Annotated in this window: 20 protein-coding genes; 8 read left to right on the top strand and 12 right to left on the bottom strand. The window is 71.8% G+C overall.

Annotation, left to right across the window (positions count from 1 at the left end; translation table 11 throughout):
* Window positions 1–82: 82 nt before the first annotated feature.
* The 8 genes from RI211_RS05260 to RI211_RS05225 form a co-directional block, all read right to left on the bottom strand.
* Window positions 83–1,072 (bottom strand): methyltransferase family protein, encoded by a 990-nt coding sequence (locus RI211_RS05260; RefSeq protein ID WP_315637490.1) that lies wholly within the window; start codon window positions 1,070–1,072, stop codon window positions 83–85.
* 74 nt (window positions 1,073–1,146) lie between these two features.
* Window positions 1,147–1,821, bottom strand: coding sequence for an alpha/beta fold hydrolase (locus RI211_RS05255; protein ID WP_315637489.1), 675 nt, complete (start codon window positions 1,819–1,821; stop codon window positions 1,147–1,149).
* Window positions 1,822–1,855: 34 nt separating this feature from the next.
* Window positions 1,856–2,443, bottom strand: a complete 588-nt coding sequence (locus RI211_RS05250; protein WP_101846902.1) for a TetR/AcrR family transcriptional regulator — start codon at window positions 2,441–2,443, stop codon at window positions 1,856–1,858.
* Between the two features lie 47 nt (window positions 2,444–2,490).
* On the bottom strand, window positions 2,491–3,339 hold the full coding sequence (locus RI211_RS05245) for an ATP-binding cassette domain-containing protein (RefSeq protein WP_315637488.1): 849 nt from the start codon (window positions 3,337–3,339) through the stop codon (window positions 2,491–2,493).
* A complete protein-coding gene (locus RI211_RS05240) occupies window positions 3,336–5,132 on the bottom strand; it encodes a dipeptide/oligopeptide/nickel ABC transporter permease/ATP-binding protein (RefSeq protein ID WP_315637487.1) in 1,797 nt (598 codons plus the stop codon). The genes RI211_RS05245 and RI211_RS05240 overlap by 4 nt, the downstream gene beginning before the upstream one ends.
* A complete protein-coding gene (locus RI211_RS05235) occupies window positions 5,129–6,070 on the bottom strand; it encodes an ABC transporter permease (protein WP_247642057.1) in 942 nt (313 codons plus the stop codon). Before RI211_RS05235 ends, RI211_RS05240 begins: the two co-directional genes overlap by 4 nt.
* A gap of 73 nt (window positions 6,071–6,143) precedes the next feature.
* Window positions 6,144–7,673, bottom strand: a complete 1,530-nt coding sequence (locus tag RI211_RS05230) for an ABC transporter substrate-binding protein (RefSeq protein WP_315637486.1) — start codon at window positions 7,671–7,673, stop codon at window positions 6,144–6,146.
* Between the two features lie 1,012 nt (window positions 7,674–8,685).
* Window positions 8,686–9,648, bottom strand: a complete 963-nt coding sequence (locus RI211_RS05225; protein ID WP_315637485.1) for an aldo/keto reductase — start codon at window positions 9,646–9,648, stop codon at window positions 8,686–8,688.
* 99 nt (window positions 9,649–9,747) lie between these two features.
* On the opposite strand from RI211_RS05225, the gene RI211_RS05220 reads away from it, so the two are divergent.
* The 6 genes from RI211_RS05220 to RI211_RS05195 all read left to right on the top strand — a co-directional run bounded on the left by RI211_RS05220 (window position 9,748) and on the right by RI211_RS05195 (window position 15,830).
* Window positions 9,748–10,482 (top strand): SDR family NAD(P)-dependent oxidoreductase, encoded by a 735-nt coding sequence (locus tag RI211_RS05220; RefSeq protein ID WP_259952082.1) that lies wholly within the window; start codon window positions 9,748–9,750, stop codon window positions 10,480–10,482.
* 96 nt (window positions 10,483–10,578) lie between these two features.
* Window positions 10,579–11,679 (top strand): zinc-binding dehydrogenase, encoded by a 1,101-nt coding sequence (locus RI211_RS05215; protein WP_315637484.1) that lies wholly within the window; start codon window positions 10,579–10,581, stop codon window positions 11,677–11,679.
* Between the two features lie 8 nt (window positions 11,680–11,687).
* On the top strand, window positions 11,688–12,647 hold the full coding sequence (locus RI211_RS05210; RefSeq protein ID WP_315637482.1) for an aldo/keto reductase: 960 nt from the start codon (window positions 11,688–11,690) through the stop codon (window positions 12,645–12,647).
* A 23-nt stretch (window positions 12,648–12,670) separates the two neighbouring features.
* On the top strand, window positions 12,671–13,642 hold the full coding sequence (locus RI211_RS05205) for an alpha/beta hydrolase (protein ID WP_315637481.1): 972 nt from the start codon (window positions 12,671–12,673) through the stop codon (window positions 13,640–13,642).
* Window positions 13,639–14,622: an alpha/beta hydrolase gene (locus RI211_RS05200; protein WP_268777114.1), complete on the top strand. Its 984-nt coding sequence runs from the start codon at window positions 13,639–13,641 to the stop codon at window positions 14,620–14,622. The genes RI211_RS05205 and RI211_RS05200 overlap by 4 nt, the downstream gene beginning before the upstream one ends.
* Window positions 14,619–15,830 carry a multidrug effflux MFS transporter gene (locus RI211_RS05195; RefSeq protein WP_315637480.1) on the top strand — a complete coding sequence of 404 codons (1,212 nt, stop codon included), beginning with the start codon at window positions 14,619–14,621 and terminating at the stop codon, window positions 15,828–15,830. Before RI211_RS05200 ends, RI211_RS05195 begins: the two co-directional genes overlap by 4 nt.
* An 18-nt stretch (window positions 15,831–15,848) precedes the next feature.
* Here the strand turns inward: RI211_RS05195 and RI211_RS05190 are convergent, their stop codons facing one another.
* Window positions 15,849–16,382, bottom strand: a complete 534-nt coding sequence (locus RI211_RS05190; protein ID WP_315637479.1) for a hypothetical protein — start codon at window positions 16,380–16,382, stop codon at window positions 15,849–15,851.
* A gap of 65 nt (window positions 16,383–16,447) precedes the next feature.
* Here RI211_RS05190 and RI211_RS05185 point away from each other — a divergent pair, with 65 nt between their 5' ends.
* Both RI211_RS05185 and RI211_RS05180 read left to right on the top strand, forming a co-directional pair.
* Window positions 16,448–17,032, top strand: coding sequence for a TetR/AcrR family transcriptional regulator (locus tag RI211_RS05185; protein WP_315637478.1), 585 nt, complete (start codon window positions 16,448–16,450; stop codon window positions 17,030–17,032).
* A 103-nt stretch (window positions 17,033–17,135) separates the two neighbouring features.
* Window positions 17,136–19,124, top strand: a complete 1,989-nt coding sequence (locus RI211_RS05180) for a primary-amine oxidase (RefSeq protein ID WP_315637476.1) — start codon at window positions 17,136–17,138, stop codon at window positions 19,122–19,124.
* A 67-nt stretch (window positions 19,125–19,191) separates the two neighbouring features.
* On the opposite strand, the gene RI211_RS05175 is transcribed toward RI211_RS05180, so the two are convergent.
* The 3 genes from RI211_RS05175 to RI211_RS05165 form a co-directional block, all read right to left on the bottom strand.
* Entirely contained in the window at window positions 19,192–19,815 is a 624-nt protein-coding gene (locus RI211_RS05175) for an SDR family oxidoreductase (protein WP_315637475.1), read from the bottom strand.
* Between the two features lie 95 nt (window positions 19,816–19,910).
* Entirely contained in the window at window positions 19,911–20,843 is a 933-nt protein-coding gene (murQ, locus tag RI211_RS05170) for an N-acetylmuramic acid 6-phosphate etherase (protein ID WP_315637474.1), read from the bottom strand.
* Window positions 20,833–21,723, bottom strand: a complete 891-nt coding sequence (locus RI211_RS05165) for a BadF/BadG/BcrA/BcrD ATPase family protein (protein ID WP_315637473.1) — start codon at window positions 21,721–21,723, stop codon at window positions 20,833–20,835. The genes murQ and RI211_RS05165 overlap by 11 nt, the downstream gene beginning before the upstream one ends.
* Between the last annotated feature and the right edge of the window lie 62 nt (window positions 21,724–21,785).

Genomic DNA, 21,785 nt, shown 5'->3' with positions numbered 1-21,785 from the left:
TCACCCACGAAAACGGCGGGCGGCATGTTCACGCATGCCGCCCGCCTCTGATCCCCCTCGGACCAGTCTCGAACCGCGGTCGTCAGACCGCGGTGGCCAGGAGCACGCGCGGGCTCCCCGGCAGGGCGACGGTGTCGCGCACCGCCCACCCGGCATCCGACAGCCAACCGCGCACCTCGGACTCGGGGTACACCACCGTGCCGTCGATCACGAGGTACTCCCCCGCGTGCAGGGCATCCAGGGCGCGCTGCTCGTCGTCGTCGTCGAGGAAGAAGTCGAGCACCGTCAGCGTCGCCCCCTCGACCGCCGCCGCACGGAGTCGGCGGAAGATCTGCGCGTTCTCCTCCGCGGAGAACCGGTGGATGACATGGTTGGCGAACACCGCGTCGTACGCGCCCTCGGGAGCCGTGGTCGCCGTGTCCCCGACCTCGACGGCGACCCGGTCGGCGACACCCGCCGCCTCGACCGCCTCAGCCACGCCATCCTCGAACCCGGGAGCGTAGACGAAGGTCGTGTGCAGCTGCGGGTTGCGCGCCATGACGGCGAGGGCGAACTCGGCGGACAGACCGCCGAAATCCAGGGCCTTCGTCGCACCCGCGAGGTCGACGAGCCGGCCGAACTCCTGTGCGTGCAGGCGGTTGTACGTCATCACCCCCGCCATGAACGTCCCCCACCGCGCGTCATCCATCTGCAGGTCGCCCGGTTCGGTGGTGTCGACCGTGTGGGCGAACTGCAGCCAGTGCGGGTAGCTGATCTCGTCGAGGAAGGTGAGGAAGGGGGCGAGGTCGATCGCCGCGTCCTCCCCGGTGAGGTAGGCGGACGCGTCGGGGGCCAGCGCGTAGCGCCCCTCGGTGCGGACGAGGAGACCCTTCGCCGCCAGGGCATCGGCGAGCAGCCGGGCGATCCGCTCGCTGACCCCGCAGCGCTCGGCGATCGCCGCAGCGGTGTCGGCGCCTGCGTCGACGGCGGCGAACAGGCCGATGCGGCTGGCCTGGAAGAGCTGCTTCGCGGCCATGTAGCCGGTGGCGATGTCGAGGATGCGGGCGGCGTCGGGAGTGGGGGTGTCGGTCATGGCGGATGCCTTTCGATATGTCTACGAACGTTGGAAATAAAGGACAGGAAGCGGCCGGGCGTGGGTCTCGCAGATCAGTCCGCGAGGAACCCGCGCACCGCGTCGCGGAACGCGGCGGTGTGCAGCGCCACGAGGTGATCCCCGGGGACGCGTCCCACCCGGGCGTCCGGCAGCCGCGCGGTGAGCTCGTCGATGCCCGCGGCCATCGGGTCATCGGTGCCGCCCAGGAGCAGCACCGGCATCGCCGGCGCTCCGGCCTCGGGCGAGAACGGCTCGGTCGCGAGCCCCTCGATGAGGTCGAGCAGATCGTCCGGGCGGTTGCCGGGCAGGCTCACCATGTGCACGATCATTCCGGTCAGCGGATCGACGGGAGCCGGTCCGCCGGCGATCGCGGCCCGAGCGGCGGACAGGTCGACGAGCGCGAAGGGCTCCCCCGCACTGAGGCCGCCGAGCACGAGACGCCGCACCGCGACACCCGGGTGCCGGGCGAGGTCCCACGCGAGCCGGGCACCGAGCGAGTACCCGACGAGGTCGATCTCGTCCGGGCCGATCGCTGCGGCGAGCGCGTCGAGCACCGCGGAGGTCGGCACGGCTCCGAGCCCGGGGGCGTCGCCGTGCGCCGGCAGGTGGAGGACGCGGCGCGGTCGGTCGCCGAGCACCGCCGCCCACTCGCTCTCCGGCCAGTCCTGCGTGCCGCGCGAGGCGAGGCCGTGCAAGAACACCACGGGTCGTTCGGGGGAAAGGGTCATGACGGGCCGTCCTCTCGGGACCGGCCCCTCGCCCTCAGCGCAGCCGCGCGAGGAACCGGTCGATGTAGTTCTCGTAGTCGGCGATGCGGTCGCCGTCCGGGTACATGAGGTTGATGACCGTCGCCCCGACCGCCGCGGAGATGTACTCGTCGGCGAGCGGGCCGTAGTCCTGATCGCGGATCGATCCCTCGTCGCGGGCCGCCTCCATGCGCGCGATGAGCGAGGATCGCCACGAACCCAGGTGTCCGCGGTAGAGCTCGGCCAGCGACTCGTTCGCCATCGCGTACTCCCAGAGCGCCAGGAGCACCCGACCCGCGGCGATCTGCTCCGGGTCGCGCGGCACGGTGGCCTGCAGGAAGCCTCGCAGCGCGTCGTCCGCCGCCACCGGTTCCTGCCCCGCGGCCTCCACGCCCTCGGACATCTGCTGCAGGATCGTCTCGAAGGTCGCCGCGACGATGCTCTCCTTCCCGGGGAAGTAGTGCTTCAGCGCGCCGTTCGCGAAGCCGGCCTCCGCGGCGATGCTGCGCATGGTCGCCGCCTCGAACCCACCCTTCAGGATGATGCTCTTGGCCACCTCGACGATGTCCCGTCGCCGCTGGTCGTGGTCGATGATCTTCGGCATGGCGTCCTTCCGGCCGAGTCCGGGGTGTGGCGTGTTCCGGCCTGGAGCTACCGTACCGCCGCATCGGGCACCTCCCGCAGAGCGAGCCATTGCGCCCGGCGTTCCCGCTGCGCCACCGGGTCGGCGACGGGTGAGGCCAGTCGCAGGCGCTCGGCGTACGGGTGACGCGGCGCGCGGGTGACCTGCTCGCCGTCCCCGATCTCCACGATCTCCCCCCGGTACATCACGGCGACCCGGTGACAGACCCGCCGGACGACGCCGAGGTCGTGCGAGACGAAGAGGTAGGCCACGCCGGTGTCGCGCTGCAACTCGATGAAGAGGTCGAGGATGGTCGCCTGCGTGGTGAGGTCGAGCGCGCTGACCGGCTCGTCGCACACGATCAGCCGGGGTCCGCGGACCAGGGCGCGGGCGATCGCGATGCGCTGCCGCTGCCCGCCGGAGAACTCGCTCGGATACCGGTCCATGCTCGTGGAAGGCAGGCGCACGCGGTCGAGCATGTCGCGCACGCGCGTGTCGGCCGCCTTCGCTCCGATGCCGGTCGTCAGCAGCGGCTCGGCGAGGATATCGCCGATGGTCAATGCCGGGTTGAGGGAGCCGTACGGGTCCTGGAACACGACCTGCACGTCGTCGGCGAGTGCCCGTCGTGCCTTGCCGCCGAGGCCGCCGATGTCCCGGCCGTCGAAGCGGATGCGGCCCGCGGTCACCGGGGCGAGGCCGAGGATGGCCTTGCCGAGGGTCGACTTCCCGGATCCGGACTCGCCGACCAGGCCGAGGCACTCACCGGGGGCGATGTCGAGGGAGACGCCGTGCAGCGCGCGGAAGGCGTGTCTTCCGCGGCCGTACTCGACCACGAGGTCGTCGACCTGCAGCAGGGGGTTCACCGGAACGGCGTTCATGCGGGGACCTCCGTCCGGCGGCTGTCGAGCGCGGCTCGGCCTTCGGCATCATCGAGCGACGCGGCGATGAGCTCGCGCGTGTACTCCTGGGTGGGCGCGGCGAAGAGCTCGTCCACGGGCCCCGACTCCACGATGTCGCCGCCGCGCATGACGATCACGCGGTCGCAGATGTCGGCGACGACGCCGAAATTGTGCGTCACGATCAGCAGCGCCATCCCGTACTCGGCCTGTAGCTCCCGCAGGAGCTCGAGCACCTCGGCCTGCACGGTCACGTCGAGGGCGGTGGTGGGCTCGTCCGCGACGAGGAGCGAGGGGCGACCGGCGATCGCGCCGGCGATGAGCACACGCTGCGCCATGCCGCCGGACACCTGATGCGGGTAGCTGCGCATCACGCGATCGGGATCGGACAGCCCGACCCGCAGGAGCACCTCCCGCGCGCGCTGCCGGGCGGCGGTCTTGCCGAGCCCGTGCGTGCGACGCAGCGGCTCGATGAGCTGATGCCCGATCGTGTACGAGGGGTCGAGGTTGCTCATCGGCTCCTGCGGCACGTAGCCGATCGTGCGGCCGAGCAGCGCCTGGCGCTCCTTCGGCGCCGCGTGGGTGACCTCCGCGCCGCCGACCCAGATCGCGTCGGCGGTCGCCCGGCCGGTCGCGGGGAGCAGGTCGAGCACCGAGAACACGGTCTGCGACTTGCCGGACCCGGACTCGCCGACGATTCCGACGACCTCCCCAGGTGCGACGTCGAGGGTCACGCCGTGCACGACCTCGGTCTCCCCTGTCGGCGTCGCGTGCACGACGTGCAGGTTCTCCACGCGGAGGGCCGACTTCGGGGCCTCATGGCGGACGCTGCCCGTCGCAGGAGCCGCGGCGACCTCGTCGGCGGTCTCGAGCACGCCGCGCCGCCGCCGTCGGGCCGCACGCGGCGTGCGCACCTGCACGAGCTCGGCGAGCGTGGAGCCCATGATCGCGAGGACGGCGATCGTGAGACCGAGCGCGGCGGAGGGCCACAGGAGCATGAGGGGGTAGGTGAGCATGAGCCGGAAGCCCTCGAGCATCATCGCGCCCCAGCTCGGCACGTTCGAGTCGCCGATGCCGAGGAACTGGAGCCCCGCCTGCATGCCCATCGCGATGCCGGCCGTGAGCGCGGTCTGGATGATGACGGGCGGGTAGACGGCCGTGATGACGTGCCGGAAGATGATGCGCGCGTCCGACAGGCCCGACACGCGGGCGGCGTCGATGTACGCCTCGCCGCGGACGGCGAGCGTCTGCGACCGCGCGATGCGGAAGTACCCCGGCACCATGAAGACACCGACGGTGACCATCAGCAGCTCGAAGTTGTTGCGGCTGCCGGCGGCGACCACGAGGAGGATGATCATCCCGGGGATCGACTGGAGGGCGTCGCTGATCCAGGTCGCGACCCGGTCGAAGACGCCGCCGAAGTACCCGGCTGCGACACCCGACGGGACCCCGACGACGAGCGCGGTGACGATCGTGATGAGCGCACCCCACAGTGTCGTCCTCGTCCCGTAGATGAGGCGGCTGAGGATGTCGCGCCCCGTGGAATCGCCGCCGAGCAGGTGCTCCGGCGACGGCGGGGCCTTGGCAGCCGCGAGGTCGACGAGGTTCGGGTCCATCGGCGCCAGCAACGGCGCGAACACCCCGACGAGCACGATGAGCAGGAAGATCGCCAGCGGGATGTAGCCGCCGGGGTGGCGGAGGAAGCGTCGGAACAGGCTCGATCGGCGCTTCTGGGCGGCCCGGTCGAAGGCGACGCGGATGTCTGTCGTGGTCATGCGACGCGCACCTTCGGGTTGATCCAGCCGAGCACGAGGTCGAGCAGGAGGTTGATGAGGACGACGAAGACGATGGAGACCACCGTGATCCCGAGCAGCATGGGAATGTCGCCGTTCTGCGACGACTGGTTCGTGAGCTGGCCCAGACCGGGAAGGCTGAAGATCTGCTCCACCACGATGGCGCCGGAAAGCAGGCCCACGAACATCAGGGCGATCACCGTGAGCGCGGCGGGCGAGGCGTTGCGGAGGATGTGCAGGTTCACCCGGGCGGCGGACAGGCCGCGGCTGCGGAGGGTGCGCACCCAGTCCTGGCGGCTCTGGGCGATCACGGCGTTGCGCAGCTGCTCCGACACGGCGACGATGCCGCCCAGGGCGAGGGAGATCGCCGGCAGCGTGATCGAGCGCAGCCAGCCTTCGACGGACTGCGTCGGCGGGACGTAGCCCACGGCGGGGAACCACTTGAGTTGCACCGCCAGCCACATCACCAGGACCAGGCTCACCCAGAACCCGGGAAGTGCGAAGAGGACGACGGAGATCCCCTTGATGATGCGGTCGAACCAGGTGCCGGGGCGGAGTCCGGTGATCATGCCGAAGGCGACGCCGATGACCGCCGTGATGAGGGTCGCGAGGGTCACGACGGAGAGAGTGACGGGGACCTTCACCGCGAGCTGCGCGCCGACCGGCTGGAAGTTGCGCCACGAGACGCCGAAGTCGAGCAGGACCGCGTGGGAGAACCAGTCCCAGAACTGGACGATCAGGGGGCGGTCGAGTCCGATCTTCGCCGCCAGCGCCTCTTGCTGCGCGGGACTCGCCGTGGTCCCGAGGAGCGAGGCGGTCGGGTCGCTGATCGCGAGGTGGGCGAGGAAGAACGTGCCGATCGAGACCGCGACGAGCAGGAGGATGCCGGACAGCACCCGCTTCGCCGTGAAGAGGAGCATGGGGGCCTCTCGAGGGTGAGGAGGAGGGGAAGGGGTGCCGGGGCGGCCGCGTGGCGACCGCCCCGACGGGCGTTCAGCCCTGCGTGATGTACCGCAGCGTCGGGAACATCATCCCCACGACGGGCTGCAGCTGGATGCCGGGCGCCGTGTAGTAGATGTTGTTCGCCTGGTACCAGACCGACCACCAGGCCTGGTCGACGAGGGCCTCGTTGAGCTCCTTGATGGCGGCGGTCTGCGCGTCGCCGCGCTCCGTCTGCACCTTCTCGACGAGCGGGGCGATGACCTCGTTCTTCGCGTAGTCGGGCTCCGGGTTGAACCACTGCACGCTCGTCAGCTGCCGGGAGACGGTGGCCACGTCGTTGCCGTCCATCGCGAGGAAGGAGATGAACATCGGGTAGTTCGGGGCGTTGAGCTGATAGTCCGGCATCTGCATGTTGTCCCAGGTGACGGTGATGCCGAGCTCGTTGAGGGCCTGCTCGGCCGACGGCTTCCACATCTCGAAGATCGGGGACATCGGCATCGAGATGTCGAAGCCGTCCGGGTAGCCGGCGTCGGCCAGGAGCTCCTTCGCCTTATCCATGTTGAACGCGTAGGCATCGTTGAGCTCGGGGTCGTTGATGTCGCCGCCGTCTGGGAAGACCTGGTTGGTGGCCACGCCCGCACCGCTGCCGACCGCCGCGAGGACGGCCGCACCGTCGAACGCGTAGTTCAGCGCCTGGCGGACCTCGAGCGTGCCGAGGGGCTCGCTCTTCGCGCCGGTGTGGTCGGTGATGACGAGTCCCGCCCACCCGGAGACCCGCTGTGCGGTGTTCCACCCCTGCTGCTCGGCCTGGTCGAGGTTCGCCACGTCGCCGTACTGCACGTTGATCTGACCGCTGAGCATCGCGTTGTGGCGTGCTGTCGCGTCGGTGATCGGGTAGATCGCGAGCTCGGAGAACGGGTACGTCTTCGCGTCCCAGTGGTCCTCGGTCTTCGTGAAGTGGTATTCCGCGCCGGCGACGCTGGTGTCGCTGTCGAGCACGTACGGGCCGGAGCCGATCGGATCGCTGCCGAGCGTGCCCGCCTCGATGGACGCCGGGGGCATGACGTAGCTGCGGCCGAGACCCATCAGGTAGAGGATCGTGTCGTCGCGCTGCGTGAGGGCGATGCGGACGGTGTCGTCATCGACCTTCTCGAAGCCCTTCGCGTTGACGTAGGCCTCACCGGACCGGGCGCCGGCCTTGAGGTACTCGAGGCTCGCGACGACGGCGTCGGCGTCGACCGGGGTGCCGTCGCTGAACACGGCGTCGGTGCGGATGTCGAGGTCGATGCTGAGGTCGTCGTCGGCCACGGTCCACTTCGTCGCGAGCGACGGGATCGGGGTGCCGTCGGCGTCGAGGGCGATCAGGGCGTCGTACACCGCGGACAGATAGGGGCCGTCGAAGCCGATGTCGGCGAGGGACGGATCCCACGACGTGACGTCCAGGAAGTTGCCGATGTTGAGGGCGTCGGGGCCTTCGGCGCCACCGCCCTCGGACGGCGAGGGCGCTCCGCCGCCGCTGCAGCCGGCGAGTGCGAGGGTCGCGGCGACGGCGGCGGCGACCGCGAGGGGCATTCGTTTCATGGTTCCTTCTCTCGGGTGCAGGGGGTGGTGAAGAAGGTTCGAAGAGCCGCTGACCGGAGACCGGGACCGACGCCACTTCGATGTGTCGTGCTGGTTAGTCTACATGCGTGGAAAAAGAGCGCAAGCGCGTTTCTTCCTCTGGCCGCGCGGACTGATGTCTCAGCGCGCACCCGCCTTGCTCCCCCGCGCACACCCCGCCCCGTCCCGTGCCTGCCCACCCGCACCCCGCGGGTGCAGGTGCGGGTACCGGGATCAATAACGCACCCCTGTCCTCCCGGCGCGGCCCATTTCTGATCCCGCCACCGCGCTCACCCCTCCAGCCAGATCAGAAACGCCCCTCGGCGACGCCTCTTCGGCACCCTTTTCATCCCGCACCGGGGTGAACGACGGCGCGAACGGGCCACACTGCCGCTCCCGAGGGCCCCGCACCCCTTCCCGGGATCAAGAACGCACCGCCCACCCGGGCCCCAGGAGCACTTCTGATCCGGAGCGTGCGCGGGGCACTTCCGATCCAGCACGGAGGCGAGGAGCGCTTACGATCTGCTGCGAACACGAGGAGCACTTCTGATCCGGGGCTCCGGAGAGCGGTCCGGTCGCGCACGAGCGGCGGGCCCGGCGACCGCCACACAGCCGCCACCAGAAGCGGGATCAGAATCGGCCGCACGCCCTCCTCACGCGGCGCGTTTTCGAATCGGCGCACAGAACGTCACGCCCTGCGGGATCAGAAACGTGCCCGTGGGGCGCGCGCGAGGTGCGGAACTGATCCCGCACGCGGAGTGGGACGCGGGGGGCGGAATGGGACGGGGGCCAAGCGAGTGCGGGATCAGAAACGTGCTTGCGGGGTGCGCGCGAGGTGCGGAATTGATCCCGCACGCGGAGTGGGACGCGCGGGCGGAGCGAAGCGGGATCAGACACGGGCCTGCGGGGCGTGCGCGAGGTGCGGAAGTGATCCCGGACGCCGGGGAAGCGGGAGGGGGAAGCGGGGGGAGGTGCGGGTGGGAGATACGAAAGGTCACCAGGTGCCGTCGGGGCGGACGGCGTGGTCGACGCGGCAGTCGGCGAGGGCGGCGCGGACCTCGGCGCCGTGGTCTCGGGCGAGGGCGAGGGCGACGTGGTTGTCCTCGAGCTGCGCGACGCGAGAGGCACCGAAGAGTACGTTGGCCGTCGCGGGGTTCGCCAGACAGAAGGCGATGCCGAGGGCAGCCGGCGTCACCCCGAACTCCCCCGCGACCCGCGCGACCTCGGGGTACACGGCGAGGATCCGCTCGCGGATACCCCCGACATCGGCACCGATCTTGCGCTGGGGCATCCGTCCCGTGGCGAGGATTCCGCCCTCGAACACGTCGGAGGCCTGCAGCGCGAGGGTTCCGTCGGCGAACAGGGGTCCATAGGCGTCGCCCTCCGCCATGGCCCGGCGCGCGATGCCGTACTTGAGCTGCGCGAACGCGGGGCCGACCACCCCCTGAGCGGTTGCCTCGGCGAGCGCCGCCCTGGTGTCCGCGATCCGCCAGTTGTTGATCCCCCACGAGTCGACCAGGTCGTCGGCGATGAGGGCGTTCACGTCGGCGACGAGTCGCGGCATGTCCGGGGCGTCCAGGTAGTCCCCCACCACGAGGGTGTCGAAGCGGTCGAGGCCGGCCCGCTCGAGCGACTCCTCGATCTGTGCCCGGAAGCCCTGGTGCGGCCAGTCCCAGAGCCAGAGCTTGCCGCACAGCACGACCTGGGCACGGTCCACCCCGCTCGCCCGGAAGGCCTCTCCGAAGAGGATGTCGGTCCGGGAGTTCTCGGCGTGCGGCCCCATGTTGTAGTACGCGATGTCGAAGAATCCGGCATCGAGGTCGACCGCCCGCTGGATGAGCTGCACCGCATCGTCGAAGCCCATACGGTCCCAGGTGTTCCACGATCCGAGGGCGAGCGGCGGCACCGTCGCACCCCGAGGAGACAGCGGCTTGCGGGGGTATGTCACATCGGGCATGAGGGCTCCTTCGCCGTCTCGGGGCACGGGGTTGTGTTTTTCTATGTCTGTAGAATATAACGGAGGAATCCCATCGGAACACCGTCAGTGAGGACGACCATGACCGCTTCCCCGCGCCGCATCCTCGTCACCGGAGGAGCCTCCGGGCTCGGCCGCGGCATCGCCAGCGCCTTCCGCGCCGCCGGGGACGAGGTGTTCCTCGGCGATGTGAACCTCGAAGCCGCCCGGGCCGTCGCCGCCGAGATCGGCGCCACCGCCCTCCCCCTCGACATCGCCGACGAGGGCGCGGTCACCACCGCCGCCGCGCAGCTCGCGGAGGCCGGCGGGCTCGACGTCCTCGTCAACAACGCCGGCGTCGTCGCCGGTGGGGGCACACTCCAGGAGGTCGCGGTCGACGCGGTCGACGCGGCCCTGCGCGTCAACGTCCGCGGCACGTTCCTCATGCTGCGGGTCTTCGGCGGGCTGCTCGCGGCCGCCGGCCACGGGGCCATCGTCAACATCTCCTCCATCGGCGCCCGGCAACCCACCCCGGGCCTCGGACACTACGAGGCCACGAAGGCCGCGGTCGACGCGCTCACCCGGACGGCCGCCATCGAGCTCGCCGGCTCCGGGGTGCGCGTCAACGCCGTCGCCCCCGGTCCCGTGCTCACGCCCCTGACCGCCGACTTCGCCTCGAACCCCGATGCCCGCGCCGCCTGGGAATCGCGCATCCCGCTCGGCACCATCGCCGAGGTCGACCAGGTCACCCCGCTCGTGCTCTTCCTCGCGAGCGAGGCCGCCAGCCACATCACCGGGGTCTCGGTCCCCGTCGACGGCGGCCAGCTCCTGGTCTGACCCCCGTCCCCCTCCGTGCGGGATCGATCCCGCCCCTCCCTGGCACCGCGGAGGACCGTTTTCGATCCCGCCACCCGCCCCGCGACTGGAGAACCCATGACCCTCCCCACCACCACCCGCGCCGCGGTGCTCACCGCGCACGGCGAGCCGCTCACGCTGCAGGACCTCCCGCTGCCCACCGAGATCGAACCCGGCGCCGCCCTCGTCCGCATCGCCTGCACGACGCTGTGCGGCACGGACATCGAGATCTGGGAAGGGAAGATGTCGTTCCCCGGCATGCTGCCCATGGTCCTCGGTCACGAGATGGTCGGCGAGATCGTGGCCACCGGGCCGGACACCCGCGACGCGCTCGGCCGCCCGCTCTCCCCCGGCGACCGGATCGGTTGGTCGGAGTCCACCTGCGGCGAGTGCCACGGCTGCGTCGTGCTGCGCGAGCCGGTCGCGTGCTCCCGCCGCGGCTACGGCTTCCTCCAGCGCGCCGACGTTCCGCCGTTCGCGACGGCCGGGCTCTCCGAGTACGCGTACGTGACCCCGGGTGCCGCCACGCTCCTGCTCCCGGCGACCGTCAAAGACACCTGGGCCTCCATGGCGGGCTGCGCCGCGAAGACCGTCCTCCGCGCGTTCGAGCGGGCCGGCCGGATCCGTCCCGGCTCCCGCGTGGTGGTGCAGGGCTCCGGCGCCCTCGGCATCTTCGCCACCGCAGTCGCGAGGATCGCGGGTGCCGGGCAGGTCATCACCGTCGGCGCACCCGCGGCTCGTCTGGAGCTCGCCGCCCGCTTCGGCGCCGACGCCGTCGTGGACTTCCGCGACGGGCCCGTCGTCGACCAGGTCCTGGCGCTCACCGGAGGCGAGGGGGCGGACCACGTGTTCGACTTCGCCGGAGCCCCGAGCGTCGGCCCGGACGCCGTCGGCATGGCCGCCCAACGCGGCACCGTGGCGATCGTGGGCTCGACCGGTCCGGCCGGAGACGGCTTCGCCCTCAGCACGATCATGGGCAAGGAGCTCACGGTCGTCGGCTCGCTCAACGGCGACATCTCCGACTACGCCCGCGCGATCGACTTCTTCACGGCGTTCGCCGACCGCTTCCCCTGGGACGACCTGTTCAGCGCCCCGGTCGGGCTCGCCGACGCCTCCGCGAAGATCGCCCACATGCACCACCTCGATGAGGTCAAGGCCGTCATCGACCCGAGCCTCTGAGGAGCACCATGACCACTCCCCTCCCCCTCCGCGAGATCGGCCGCAGCGGCCTGCACGCCTCCCTGTTCTCCCTCGGCTCCTGGCACACCTACGACCGCATGGACTTCGCCGACGCGGTGGCGCTCCTCCGCGAGGCCACCGACCGCGGCGTGAACCTCTTCGACGTGGGCGTGTACTCCGCGCCTGGCGCCCCGCCCGTCTTCACCGACGTGATCTTCTCGGCGATGGTGCGCGCGGCCGGGCTGCGCCGAGAGGAGTGGCTGCTGTCGTCGAAGCTCTGGCTCGAGGCCTTCGGCGCCGACGGCTTCCGTCCACAGCTCGAGAACGCGCTGATGCGGGTGGGAGTCGAGCACGCCGACCTCGTGATCCTCGGCGACCTCCGCCGCGACGACCTCGAGCTGCGCGATCTCGTGCTCGACCTCGCCGCGCTCGCCGACGCCGGCCTCATCCGCGCGTGGGGCGTGAACAACTGGTCGGCGGCGAGCATCCAGGCCCTGATCGACCTCGCCGCCGCGGAAGGCGTTCCCGGTCCGCAGATCGCGCAGCTCAAGTACAGCGTCTCGCGGCGGTCGATCCCGGACGGCGAGCCCTTCGCGCGCCTCTGGGAGCAGGGCCTCACGCTGCAGGCCTCGGACTGCCTGGAGGGCGGGATCCTCGCCGGGAAGGTGAACGGCGACCGGCAGATCGGGCGCGACCCCGGCGGCATCCGCGAACGGATCATCGCCGACGCCCCCGCGTTCACGGCGGTCGCCGACGACCTCGACGTGACCCCCGCCCAGCTCGGCATCGCGTTCACCCTCACCCACCCCGCCCTGACGACGACGCTGTTCGGCGCCTCCCGCGTCGCGCAGCTGCGGGCGAACCTCGACGCGGCCGCCCTCGTCGACCGCGTCGGCGCCGCCGAGCTGCGCCGTCTCGTCGAGCCCTTCTGGGCCGACCGCGGGGTCGTCGACCCCGAAGGCCCCTGACGCCGTCCCACCCGAGGAGAACCATGACCATCCCCGTCCCCTTCGATCCCGACGTGCAGGCCGTGCTCGACGAGATCGCGAAGAACCCGCAGCCCGCCCTCACCCGCGAGACCCTGCCGCGCGACGGCGTCAACCGGATGTTCCCGGACAACGACGCCGTGATCGCCGGCCGGGACATCACCTGGGAGGACCGCGTCATCCCCGGCCCGCCCGGAGCACCGGACATCGAGGGCACGATCTTCCGCCCCGCCGGCTCGGAGACCTCGACGCTCCCCGGCTTCGTGAACATCCACGGCGGCGGCATGATCGTCGGCCACCGCTCCTGGGAGACGGCTCGCGTCGTCGACATCGTCGCGGAGCACGGCGTCGTGGCCGTGAACGTCGAGTACCGCCTCGCCCCGGAGGACCCGTACCCCGCGGGCGTGGAGGACTGCTACGCGGCCTTCGTGTGGACGCACACCCACGCCACGGAGCTCGGCATCGACCCCGCGCGCATCGTCGTGGGCGGCGGCAGCGCGGGCGGGGGCCTCACCGCGGCCGTCGCCCTGCTGGCGCGTGATCGGCGGGGCCCCGTCATGGCCGGGCAGCTGCTGCTGTGTCCCATGATCGACAACACCAACACCACGGTGGCCAGTCGGCAGTACGACGGCATCGGCACCTGGCAGCGCGACATGAACCTCCTCGCCTGGTCGTGCGTCCTCGGCGAGGAGCTCGCCTTCAGCGTCGAGGCTCCCGCCTACGCCGCGCCGAGCCGGGCGACAGACGTCTCCGGCCTTCCGCCCGCCTACATCGAGGTCGGCGAGGCGGAGATGTTCCGCGACGAGGACACCGTGTACGCCCTCCGGATCTGGGAGACCGGCGGTCAGGCCGAGCTGCACGTGTGGGGCGGCGGCGCCCACGGCTTCGACATGTACATGCCGGACGCCGAGATCACCCGCGCTGCCCTCGCCGCACGTGCCTCCTGGCTGCGACGGATCTGGCGGACCGCCGCATGAGCACGCCGGAGCCGGTGCCCTACGACCCGGAGCTCGTCGCCGGACTCGACGCCTTCGTCGACCTCGTCGAGGTCATCCCGCTGCGCGCGGACACCATCCACGCCAACCGCGATCACTTCGCCACGATCATCCCGCCGATGGCCGTGCAGGCGGAGGGTCGCGCCGTGACCTGGGAGGACCGGGTCATCCCCGGCCCTGTCGGGGCTCCGGACCTCGAGATCACCATCGTGCGCCCGGCGCAGGCGCCCGCAGACCCGGCACCGGCGGTGCTGTCGATCCACGGCGGCGGCATGGTGCTCGGCACGCGCTTCTTCGGCACCGCCGAGCTCATCGACCTCGCCGAGCGGCACGGTGTCGTCGGCGTCGCGGTCGAGTACCGTCTCGCCCCGGAGCACCCCGGACCGGCGCAGGCGGAGGACTGCTACGCGGCACTGGAGTGGATGGTCGCCCACGCCGACGAGCTCGGCATCGACACCTCCCGCGTCATCGCGTCCGGGCAGAGCGCCGGCGGCGGACTCTCGGCGGCGGTGGCGCTGCTCTCCCGCGACCGCGGCGGACCACGGCTGGCCGGGCAACTCCTCGGCTGCCCGATGCTCGACGACCGCAACGAGACCCCGTCGAGCCGGCAGTACGACGGCTTCGGCGCCTGGGACCGGAACAACAACGACACCGCGTGGGACGCGATCGCCGGAGCCGACCGGTTCACCGACCGCGTGTCGCCGTACACGGCGCCGGCCCGGGCCACGGATCTGTCGGGACTCGCTCCGGCGTTCATCGAGGTGGGTGCCGCGGAGACCTTCCGCGATGAGGCCGTCGACTACGCGTCGCGGATCTGGGCCACGGGCGGGCAGGCGGAACTGCACGTCTGGGCGGGCGGCTACCACGGCTTCTCCGGGTTCTCCCCCGAGGCCGAGGTGTCGCAGGCCGCGGTGGCCGCACGGGAGAGCTGGCTGCGCCGCGTGCTGCGCCTGGGCGGATGAGTCTCCCGGCGCGCGGTGAGCCCGCGCGGATGGGCACGCTGCGGGCGATGCTGGTGCTCGGCATGCTGGAAGCCTTCGGTCCGCTGTCGATGGACCTCTACCTCCCTCAGCTCCCCCAGCTCGCGGCGTCGCTCGGCACGACCGAGGCCCTGGCGCAGGTGACCATGTCGGCGTGCATGATCGGCCTCGGCCTGGGGCAGCTCGTGGCCGGTCCCCTCAGCGACCGGCTGGGTAGACGTCTACCGCTGCGGGTCGGCGTCGCGGCGTTCGCGGTACTCTCCGCGGTGTGCGCGGTCGCCCCGACCATCGAGCTGCTGCTCGTCGCCCGCTTCCTGCAGGGGCTGGCGGGATCGGCGGGCATCGTGATCTGCCTGGCGATCGCCCGCGACCAGTTCGAGGGCATCGAGCTCTCCCGCATGCTCTCGCTGCTGTTCCTCGTCTCGGGCACCGCGCCGATCATCGCGCCGGTGGTGGGCGGCCAGCTCGCCCGCATCATGGACTGGCGCGGGATCTTCGGGGTGCTCAGCGGGATCGGCGTCATCCTGCTGCTCGTGGTCGTCTTCCTCCTGCCGGAGACGCTGCGACCGGAGGCGCGCCACGGCGGAGGCCTCCGCGTGCTGCGGGCGCATGCCGGCGCCGTGCTGGGCGACCGGCTCTTCGCCGCGGTCCTGTGCGCCTCCGCCGGTGCGGGCGTGGCGTTCTTCACCTATCTCTCGATGTCGTCGTTCGTGCTGCAGGACGAGTTCGGCCTCAGCCCGCAGAGCTTCAGTCTCGCCTTCGCCGCCGGCGCCCTGGCGAGCATCGTCGGCAGTCAGTCGAGCCGCCTGGTCGTGCGCCGCTTCGGCCCCCTCCGCGTGTACCTCGGCGGGGTCACGGCGACACTCGTCGCGACCACGACCTTCCTCGTCCTGGCGCTCAGCGGGACGGGGGTGGCGGGCGTGGTGGCGGCACTCGTCGGGTTCATGCTGTGCGCGGGGCTCGGCGGCCCGAACGGCCAGACACTCGCCCTCGCGCATCACGGCGCCAGGGCGGGGACGGCGTCCGCCCTGCTCGGCATGTCGTCGTTCCTGTTCGGCCCGGTGCTCGCCCCGCTCGCCGCCGGGATCGGGGGCACGAACGCCGTCACGATGGCGGTCACCATGACCCTGGCCGCCGCCGTCGCGGCGATCGCCGCCTGGGCCTTCGTCCGCCCCGCGGCGCGGGAGTGAGACCCTCGCACCGGACGGTCAGCCCGCGATGCTCATCGCGACGACCCCGATCGCCATCGCCCAGGATTCCACCGCGAGCAGCCGGGCGGCGCGGCCCCGATGCGCCGTCGTCCGCCACCCTGCGGCGATCGTCCAGGCGACGACGCTGAGAGTGCCGAGGAGGACGAGCGCGCCGAGCGCGCCGCCGAGTCCATGACCCCCGTGCCCCGCGGACGCCACCACGCCTTGACCGACCGATCCCGCCGCGCCGTGGAAGGCGCAGATCGCCATCACGAGCGATCCGAGAGCGCGGTGACAGCAGGGGGCCGCGGACGTCGCCCCGCGGACGCCCATCGTGCCGATCATGCCGGACACGAGCAGCAGGGCACCGATCAGCAGGGCACCCAGCGGCCCGGTCCCGCCCGTCGCCATCAGCAGCATCCCCGCCGCCATCACCACCGCGGCCTGGCGCCCCTGCCACGGCACGGCGCGCCGCGCAGCGAGGCAGGCGCCGGCCGACACGAGCGCCGCCGCCGCCATCAGCAACGATGCTGCCGGGAGCAGGAGGTCCACAGCCGAAGTATATTGATCGTTCGCTCAAAAAAGCGAGGCCGCACTTCATGCGACACAATGAGCACGTGCCCCGCATCGTCGACCATGATGAGCGTCGCCGTCAGATCGCCGACGCACTGCTCGTCGTCGCCGCCAGAGACGGTCATGAGAGCGTGTCCTCGCGGGCGGTCGCGAAGGAGCTCGGCGTCGCGACCGGCTCCCTGTGGCACTACTTCGACGGCTTCGACGACGTCGTCCGCGCCGCAGCAGCCGAGGTCACCCGTCGCACCGACGAGCGCATCGCCGCCGCGACGGACGGACTCCGCGGCCTCACCCGACTGCGGGCCCTGATGGGCGAGGTGCTCCCCGTCGACGAGCGCACCCGCACCGAGGCACACGTGGTCGTCGGCTTCTGGGGGCGCCTGGCCACTCTCGCGCCGACTCCCGACGCCGGAGCGCCGACCCTCGCGACGTGGCAGGGCAGCATCCGCGAGGCGCTGGAGGAGGCGGTGAGCGACCGAGAGCTGCGCCCCGACACCCCCACCGGCGACCTCCTCGCCCTCCTGCGCTCGATCACCTACGGCCAGCAGGTCGTCGAGGTCACCGAGCCGCAGACGGCGGCGGCGCACTTCGCGGTCCTCGACAGCATCCTCGCCCCCTGGCGACGCTGACCTCGACATCGCCCACACGCCACGGTTGTGCACCCGTGCACGCCGTCGTATCATCGTGCCAACCCGTTTCTTGAGCACTTGCTCGAAAATAGTGAGGTCAACGATGTCCCCGCACTCCCGCCAGCCCGTCTCCCTCGAGCCGATCACCGTCCCGCACCCGCTCGACCCGCTCACCGGTGCCGAGATCGCCGCCGCCCGCGCGGTGCTCGACGCGGCCGGCCTGCTGACGGCGACCACCCGCGTGCCGATGCTGCTCCCCGACGAAGCCACGAAGGAGGAGCTCGCGGCCTGGCGCCCCGGCTCCGCCATCGACCGCCGTGTCGACGTGACGCTGCTCGACACCGCCACCGGCGTCGCGACCGAGGTGATCGTCTCGATCACCCGTGGCGAGGTCGTGCGGCAGGAGCGAGTGCCGAACGACGCCCCGCCGTACGGCCAGCCGCAGTACCTGTTCGAGGAGTACGAGCGGGCAGAGGCCATCGCCAAGGCGTCCCCGGACTGGCAGGCGGCCATGCGGCGGCGGGGCCTGGCGGACCACATGACCCTCGCCTTCTGCTCCCCCCTGGCCCCGGGCTACACCGGCCGGGCCGACGAGGTGGGCCGCCGCGTGATCCGGTCCCTCACCTTCCTCCGATACGACGAGCAGGATTCCCCGTGGGCCCACCCCGTCGAGGGGCTGATCGTGCACATCGATCTCACCACGGACAGCGTGATCCGCGTCGAGGACGAGGGCGACGTGCCGGTGCCCGCCGGGCACGGCAACTACTACCCGGAGGTGCAGGGCGCGGCACGGACGACGCTGCGGCCCATCGAGATCACCCAGCCGGACGGGCCGAGCTTCGCCGTGTCCGGATCGCTCGTCGAGTGGGAGGGCTGGTCCATGCGCGTGGGCTTCAACGCCCGCGAAGGCCTCGTCCTGCACGACGTGTCGTTCCAGGGGCGCTCCGTGCTGCACCGGGCGAGCGTGCCGGAGATGGTCGTGCCGTACGGTGACACCGCCCCCGGGCGCTTCTGGATCAGCTACTTCGACGCGGGCGAGTACCTCCTCGGCAAGAACGCCAACCACCTGGAGCTCGGCTGCGACTGCCTCGGCGTGATCCGGTATCTCGACGGCTACGTCGCCGACGACCACGGCCACCCGGTGCGCATCCCGAACGTGATCTGCATGCACGAGGAGGACTTCGGCATCCTCTGGAAGCACACCGACCTCTCGGGACGGTCCGACGTGCGGCGCTCACGGCGCTTCGTGGTCTCGTACTTCTCCACGATCGGCAACTACGACTACGGCTTCTACTGGAACTTCGGACTGGACGGCTCGATCGAGGTCGTCGCCAAGGCCACGGGCATCGTGTTCGCCGGCGCCGGGGAGCCGGGCGTCCGTCAGAAGCACGCCACCGAGCTCGCCCCCGGCGTCTTCGCCCCGGTCCACCAGCATCTGTTCTGCGCGCGGCTCGACGTGGCTATCGACGGCCAGGACAACCGGCTCGTGGAGGTGGACGCGCAGCGGGTGCCGATAGGGCCGGACAACCCGTTCGGCAACGCGTTCACCTGGTCGGAGACGGTGCTGGAGACCGAGCACGCCGCTCAGCGCGAGGCCGACTCCTCCGCCGCCCGGGTGTGGGAGGTGCAGAGCGCCTCGCGGACGAACCACGTCGGCCGCCCGACCGCCTACCACCTCGTCCCGGAGCCGACCGCCCTGCTGATGGCCGACCCCGCCTCCTCCGTCGCCGCGCGCGCGGCCTTCGCCACGAAGCACCTCTGGGCGACCCGGTACGAGCACGGGCAGATCTGGCCGGCCGGGCGCTACCCCAACGCGCACCAGGGCGGCGCCGGCCTCCCGGAGTACACGGCCGACGACCGCCGGATCGACGGCGAGGACATGGTGCTGTGGCACACCTTCGGGCTCACGCACTTCCCGCGCCCGGAGGACTGGCCGATCATGCCCGTGGACTACGCGGGATTCTGGTTCAAGCCCTACGGTTTCCTCGACCAGAACCCCGCCATGGACGTGCCGGAGTCCTCCCAGGCGCACGGCGGCGCGACGGCGACGGACTCCTGCTGCGGCGGCGACTCCTGCGCCTGCGTCCACTGAGCGCACCCGGGGCCGCTCCGCCGCGCGATCAGTAGCGGGCGGAGAAGGCCCCGTCGGCCTGGAGGAGCTACCCGGATATCCAGCGCCCCTCATCCGAGACGAGGAACGAGACGACGGCGGCGATGTCGCCCGGCGTGCCGAGGCGACCGAGCGGTGTCATCCCGGCGAGGCCGACGCGCGTCTCGTCGTCCATCCATCCGGTGTCGATGGGGCCGGGGTTCAGGACGTTGGCGGAGATGCCGCGCGGACCGAGCTCCCGTGCGGCCGAGATGACGAGCCGGTCCAGCGCCCCCTTGGAGGCCCCGTAGGGCAGGTTCCCGGTCACGTGATCGCTCGTGAGCGCCACGATCGCGCCGCCCTCCTCGGCCTGCCGGGCGAAGGCTGCGATGAGGAGCAGGCTCGCCCGCGCGTTCACGGCGACGTGCCGGTCGAAGCTCTCAGCCGTCGTGTCCAGCACGCCGGACTCGAGGTCGTGCGCGTGGCTGAGGACGAGCGCGGAGATCGGGCCGTGCGCCTCCGCGACCTCGGCGATCAGGCGCTCCGGTCCGTCCGCGGTGGAGAGGTCTGCCGGATGGTCGGCGCCGTCGAGGTCGCTGGTGACGACGGTCCAGCCGTCGGCACGGAGCCGCGGGACGATACCCGCGGCGATGCTGTTCGCGCGCGCGGCGCCGGTGACGAGAGCGAGGGGCATGCCCTCACGCTAGCGGGCAGCCCGTCGCGGGTGCGAAAAGGTGCGCCGATCGCTCCCGTCAGGCGCGTCTCTCATCCCTGCCGAGGGAGAGCGGGTCAGGCGAGGGCCGCGATCGCGTCGCGGAGGATGCCGTCGGCCGCGGCCAGCGCCTCAGCGGCGGCCTCGGCGGAGGCGCCGGTCGCGAGCAGGAGCAGCGCGAGCTTGACGGAACCGTCCGCGGCCTGCAGCGCGGCGGACGCGGCGTCGACGTCCACACCCGCGAGCTGCGACACCGTGCGGATCGAGCGCGCGTGCAGCTTCTCGTTCGTCGCGAGCAGGTCGACCATGACCCCGCGGTACGTCTTGCCGAGCTTGATCATCGAGAGCGTCGTCAGCATGTTCACGACAAGCTTCTGCGCCGTGCCGGACTTCAGCCGCGTGGAGCCCGAGATGAACTCCGGCCCCGTGACGACCTCGATCGCGGTGTCGGCCTCCGCGCCGATCGCCGACCCCGCGTTCGAGGCGATCGCCACCGTGAGGGCGCCGAGGCCCCGGGCGTACCGCAGCCCGCCGATGACGTAGGGCGTACGGCCGGATGCCGAGATGCCCACCACCGTGTCCCGCTCGGTGAGGTCGAGGTCACGCAGGGCGAGAGCCGCGGCCTCATCATCGTCCTCCGCGTTCTCCACCGCCGAGCGGATGGCCGTCTCCCCGCCGGCGATGAGTCCGACCACCATCGACGGGTCGGTGCCGAAGGTGGGCGGGCACTCGCTCGCGTCGAGCACGCCGATGCGACCTGCCGTGCCCGCACCGATGTAGATGAGGCGACCGCCGCGTCGGAAGCGCTCCGTGATGCCGTCCACCGCCGCCGCGATCTCCGCCGTGCGACCCGCCACGGCCTCGGGCACGCGACGGTCCTCGGCGTTCATGCGCTCGACGAGTTCAGTGGTGCTCAGCAGGTCGAGATCGCCCCGCTCGGTGGACGAGGCCTCGGTGTCCAGGCCCGCGAGCTCGGCGAGAAGGGTGGTCAGACGGGGGTCATTCGGCACGGTGCACGAACCTTTCATGGGGGAGGTCGAGGCGACGGGTCAGCAGCAGGGCCCCGTCCATGGCGCTGCCTCGCGCGGGGACGACCCGACGGCCGCTCCCTTCGAGCGCGCGTGTGAGGGCGGCGCGGAATCCGTCGTGGTCGGTGAGGCCGCCGTGCAGTGCGACGTCCGCGGTCGGTCCGGCGGCCGCAGCGGTCGTCGCAGCGAGGAGCCTGACGGCGTCCTCGACGATCCCGCGGGCGACGGGGTCGTCGTCTGCGGCGGCGGCGAGTACGAGGGGCGCGAGGGTCGCGAGGCGGCGGGCGAGGGCACCGTCGGCGGCGAGCCAGGCCTGCACGGCCGAGGGCGGGCCGACGGGGGCGGCGAGCGCCGCGGTGAGAGCGGTGGGCGCGGCCAGCCCGTCCTGGGCACGGAGCACGGCGCGCAACGCCTCGCGGCCGAGCCAGGATCCGCTGCCGAAGTCGCCCAGCTCGGGGCCCCAGCCGTCGACCAGACGCGCACCGGAAGGGTCGACGCCCAGGGCCACGGCTCCGGTGCCGGCGATGAGCAGCACGCCGGCCGCGCCGTCGAGAGCGCCCGCATGGGCGGTGACCACGTCCGACGCCACGGCCACGCGCGCTCCGGTCCGTGCGGCGAGCGCGGCGGCGAGTTCCGCGGCCGCCTCCGGGGCGAACCAGGCGCCGGCCGCCCCCACGCCGAGCGTGTCGATGCGCTCGACACCGTCGAGCAGCGGGAGAATCGCGGTGAGCGCCGCCTCCACTCCGCCCGCCGCGGCGAGGCCCGGCGCTCCGATCCCGGAGCGCTCCCCGGCCGTCGCGCCGTGCACGACGAGGCGGCAGCGGGACTTGCCGAGGTCGACGGTGGCGGTCGTCTCGCTCATCGGCACTCCTCGGATCCGGCGGAAAGAAAGAAAAGGGACTACACAACACGTAGACTCGCTGA

The organism is Microbacterium meiriae, from assembly GCF_032364335.1.
Classification (GTDB): Bacteria; Actinomycetota; Actinomycetes; order Actinomycetales; family Microbacteriaceae; genus Microbacterium; species Microbacterium meiriae.
Note: the sequence above shows the minus strand (reverse complement) of the source record. Positions and strands in the feature narration are given on the sequence as shown.

What these genes read in the sequence shown, in the direction of transcription:
- RI211_RS05260 (WP_315637490.1), bottom strand. Translation starts at nt 1,072, where the DNA reads ATGACCGACACCCCCACTCCCGACGCCGCCCGCATCCTCGACATCGCC.
- RI211_RS05255 (WP_315637489.1), bottom strand. Translation starts at nt 1,821, where the DNA reads ATGACCCTTTCCCCCGAACGACCCGTGGTGTTCTTGCACGGCCTCGCC.
- RI211_RS05250 (WP_101846902.1), bottom strand. Translation starts at nt 2,443, where the DNA reads ATGCCGAAGATCATCGACCACGACCAGCGGCGACGGGACATCGTCGAG.
- RI211_RS05245 (WP_315637488.1), bottom strand. Translation starts at nt 3,339, where the DNA reads ATGAACGCCGTTCCGGTGAACCCCCTGCTGCAGGTCGACGACCTCGTG.
- RI211_RS05240 (WP_315637487.1), bottom strand. Translation starts at nt 5,132, where the DNA reads ATGACCACGACAGACATCCGCGTCGCCTTCGACCGGGCCGCCCAGAAG.
- RI211_RS05235 (WP_247642057.1), bottom strand. Translation starts at nt 6,070, where the DNA reads ATGCTCCTCTTCACGGCGAAGCGGGTGCTGTCCGGCATCCTCCTGCTC.
- RI211_RS05230 (WP_315637486.1), bottom strand. Translation starts at nt 7,673, where the DNA reads ATGAAACGAATGCCCCTCGCGGTCGCCGCCGCCGTCGCCGCGACCCTC.
- RI211_RS05225 (WP_315637485.1), bottom strand. Translation starts at nt 9,648, where the DNA reads ATGCCCGATGTGACATACCCCCGCAAGCCGCTGTCTCCTCGGGGTGCG.
- RI211_RS05220 (WP_259952082.1), top strand. Translation starts at nt 9,748, where the DNA reads ATGACCGCTTCCCCGCGCCGCATCCTCGTCACCGGAGGAGCCTCCGGG.
- RI211_RS05215 (WP_315637484.1), top strand. Translation starts at nt 10,579, where the DNA reads ATGACCCTCCCCACCACCACCCGCGCCGCGGTGCTCACCGCGCACGGC.
- RI211_RS05210 (WP_315637482.1), top strand. Translation starts at nt 11,688, where the DNA reads ATGACCACTCCCCTCCCCCTCCGCGAGATCGGCCGCAGCGGCCTGCAC.
- RI211_RS05205 (WP_315637481.1), top strand. Translation starts at nt 12,671, where the DNA reads ATGACCATCCCCGTCCCCTTCGATCCCGACGTGCAGGCCGTGCTCGAC.
- RI211_RS05200 (WP_268777114.1), top strand. Translation starts at nt 13,639, where the DNA reads ATGAGCACGCCGGAGCCGGTGCCCTACGACCCGGAGCTCGTCGCCGGA.
- RI211_RS05195 (WP_315637480.1), top strand. Translation starts at nt 14,619, where the DNA reads ATGAGTCTCCCGGCGCGCGGTGAGCCCGCGCGGATGGGCACGCTGCGG.
- RI211_RS05180 (WP_315637476.1), top strand. Translation starts at nt 17,136, where the DNA reads ATGTCCCCGCACTCCCGCCAGCCCGTCTCCCTCGAGCCGATCACCGTC.
- RI211_RS05175 (WP_315637475.1), bottom strand. Translation starts at nt 19,815, where the DNA reads ATGCCCCTCGCTCTCGTCACCGGCGCCGCGCGCGCGAACAGCATCGCC.
- RI211_RS05165 (WP_315637473.1), bottom strand. Translation starts at nt 21,723, where the DNA reads ATGAGCGAGACGACCGCCACCGTCGACCTCGGCAAGTCCCGCTGCCGC.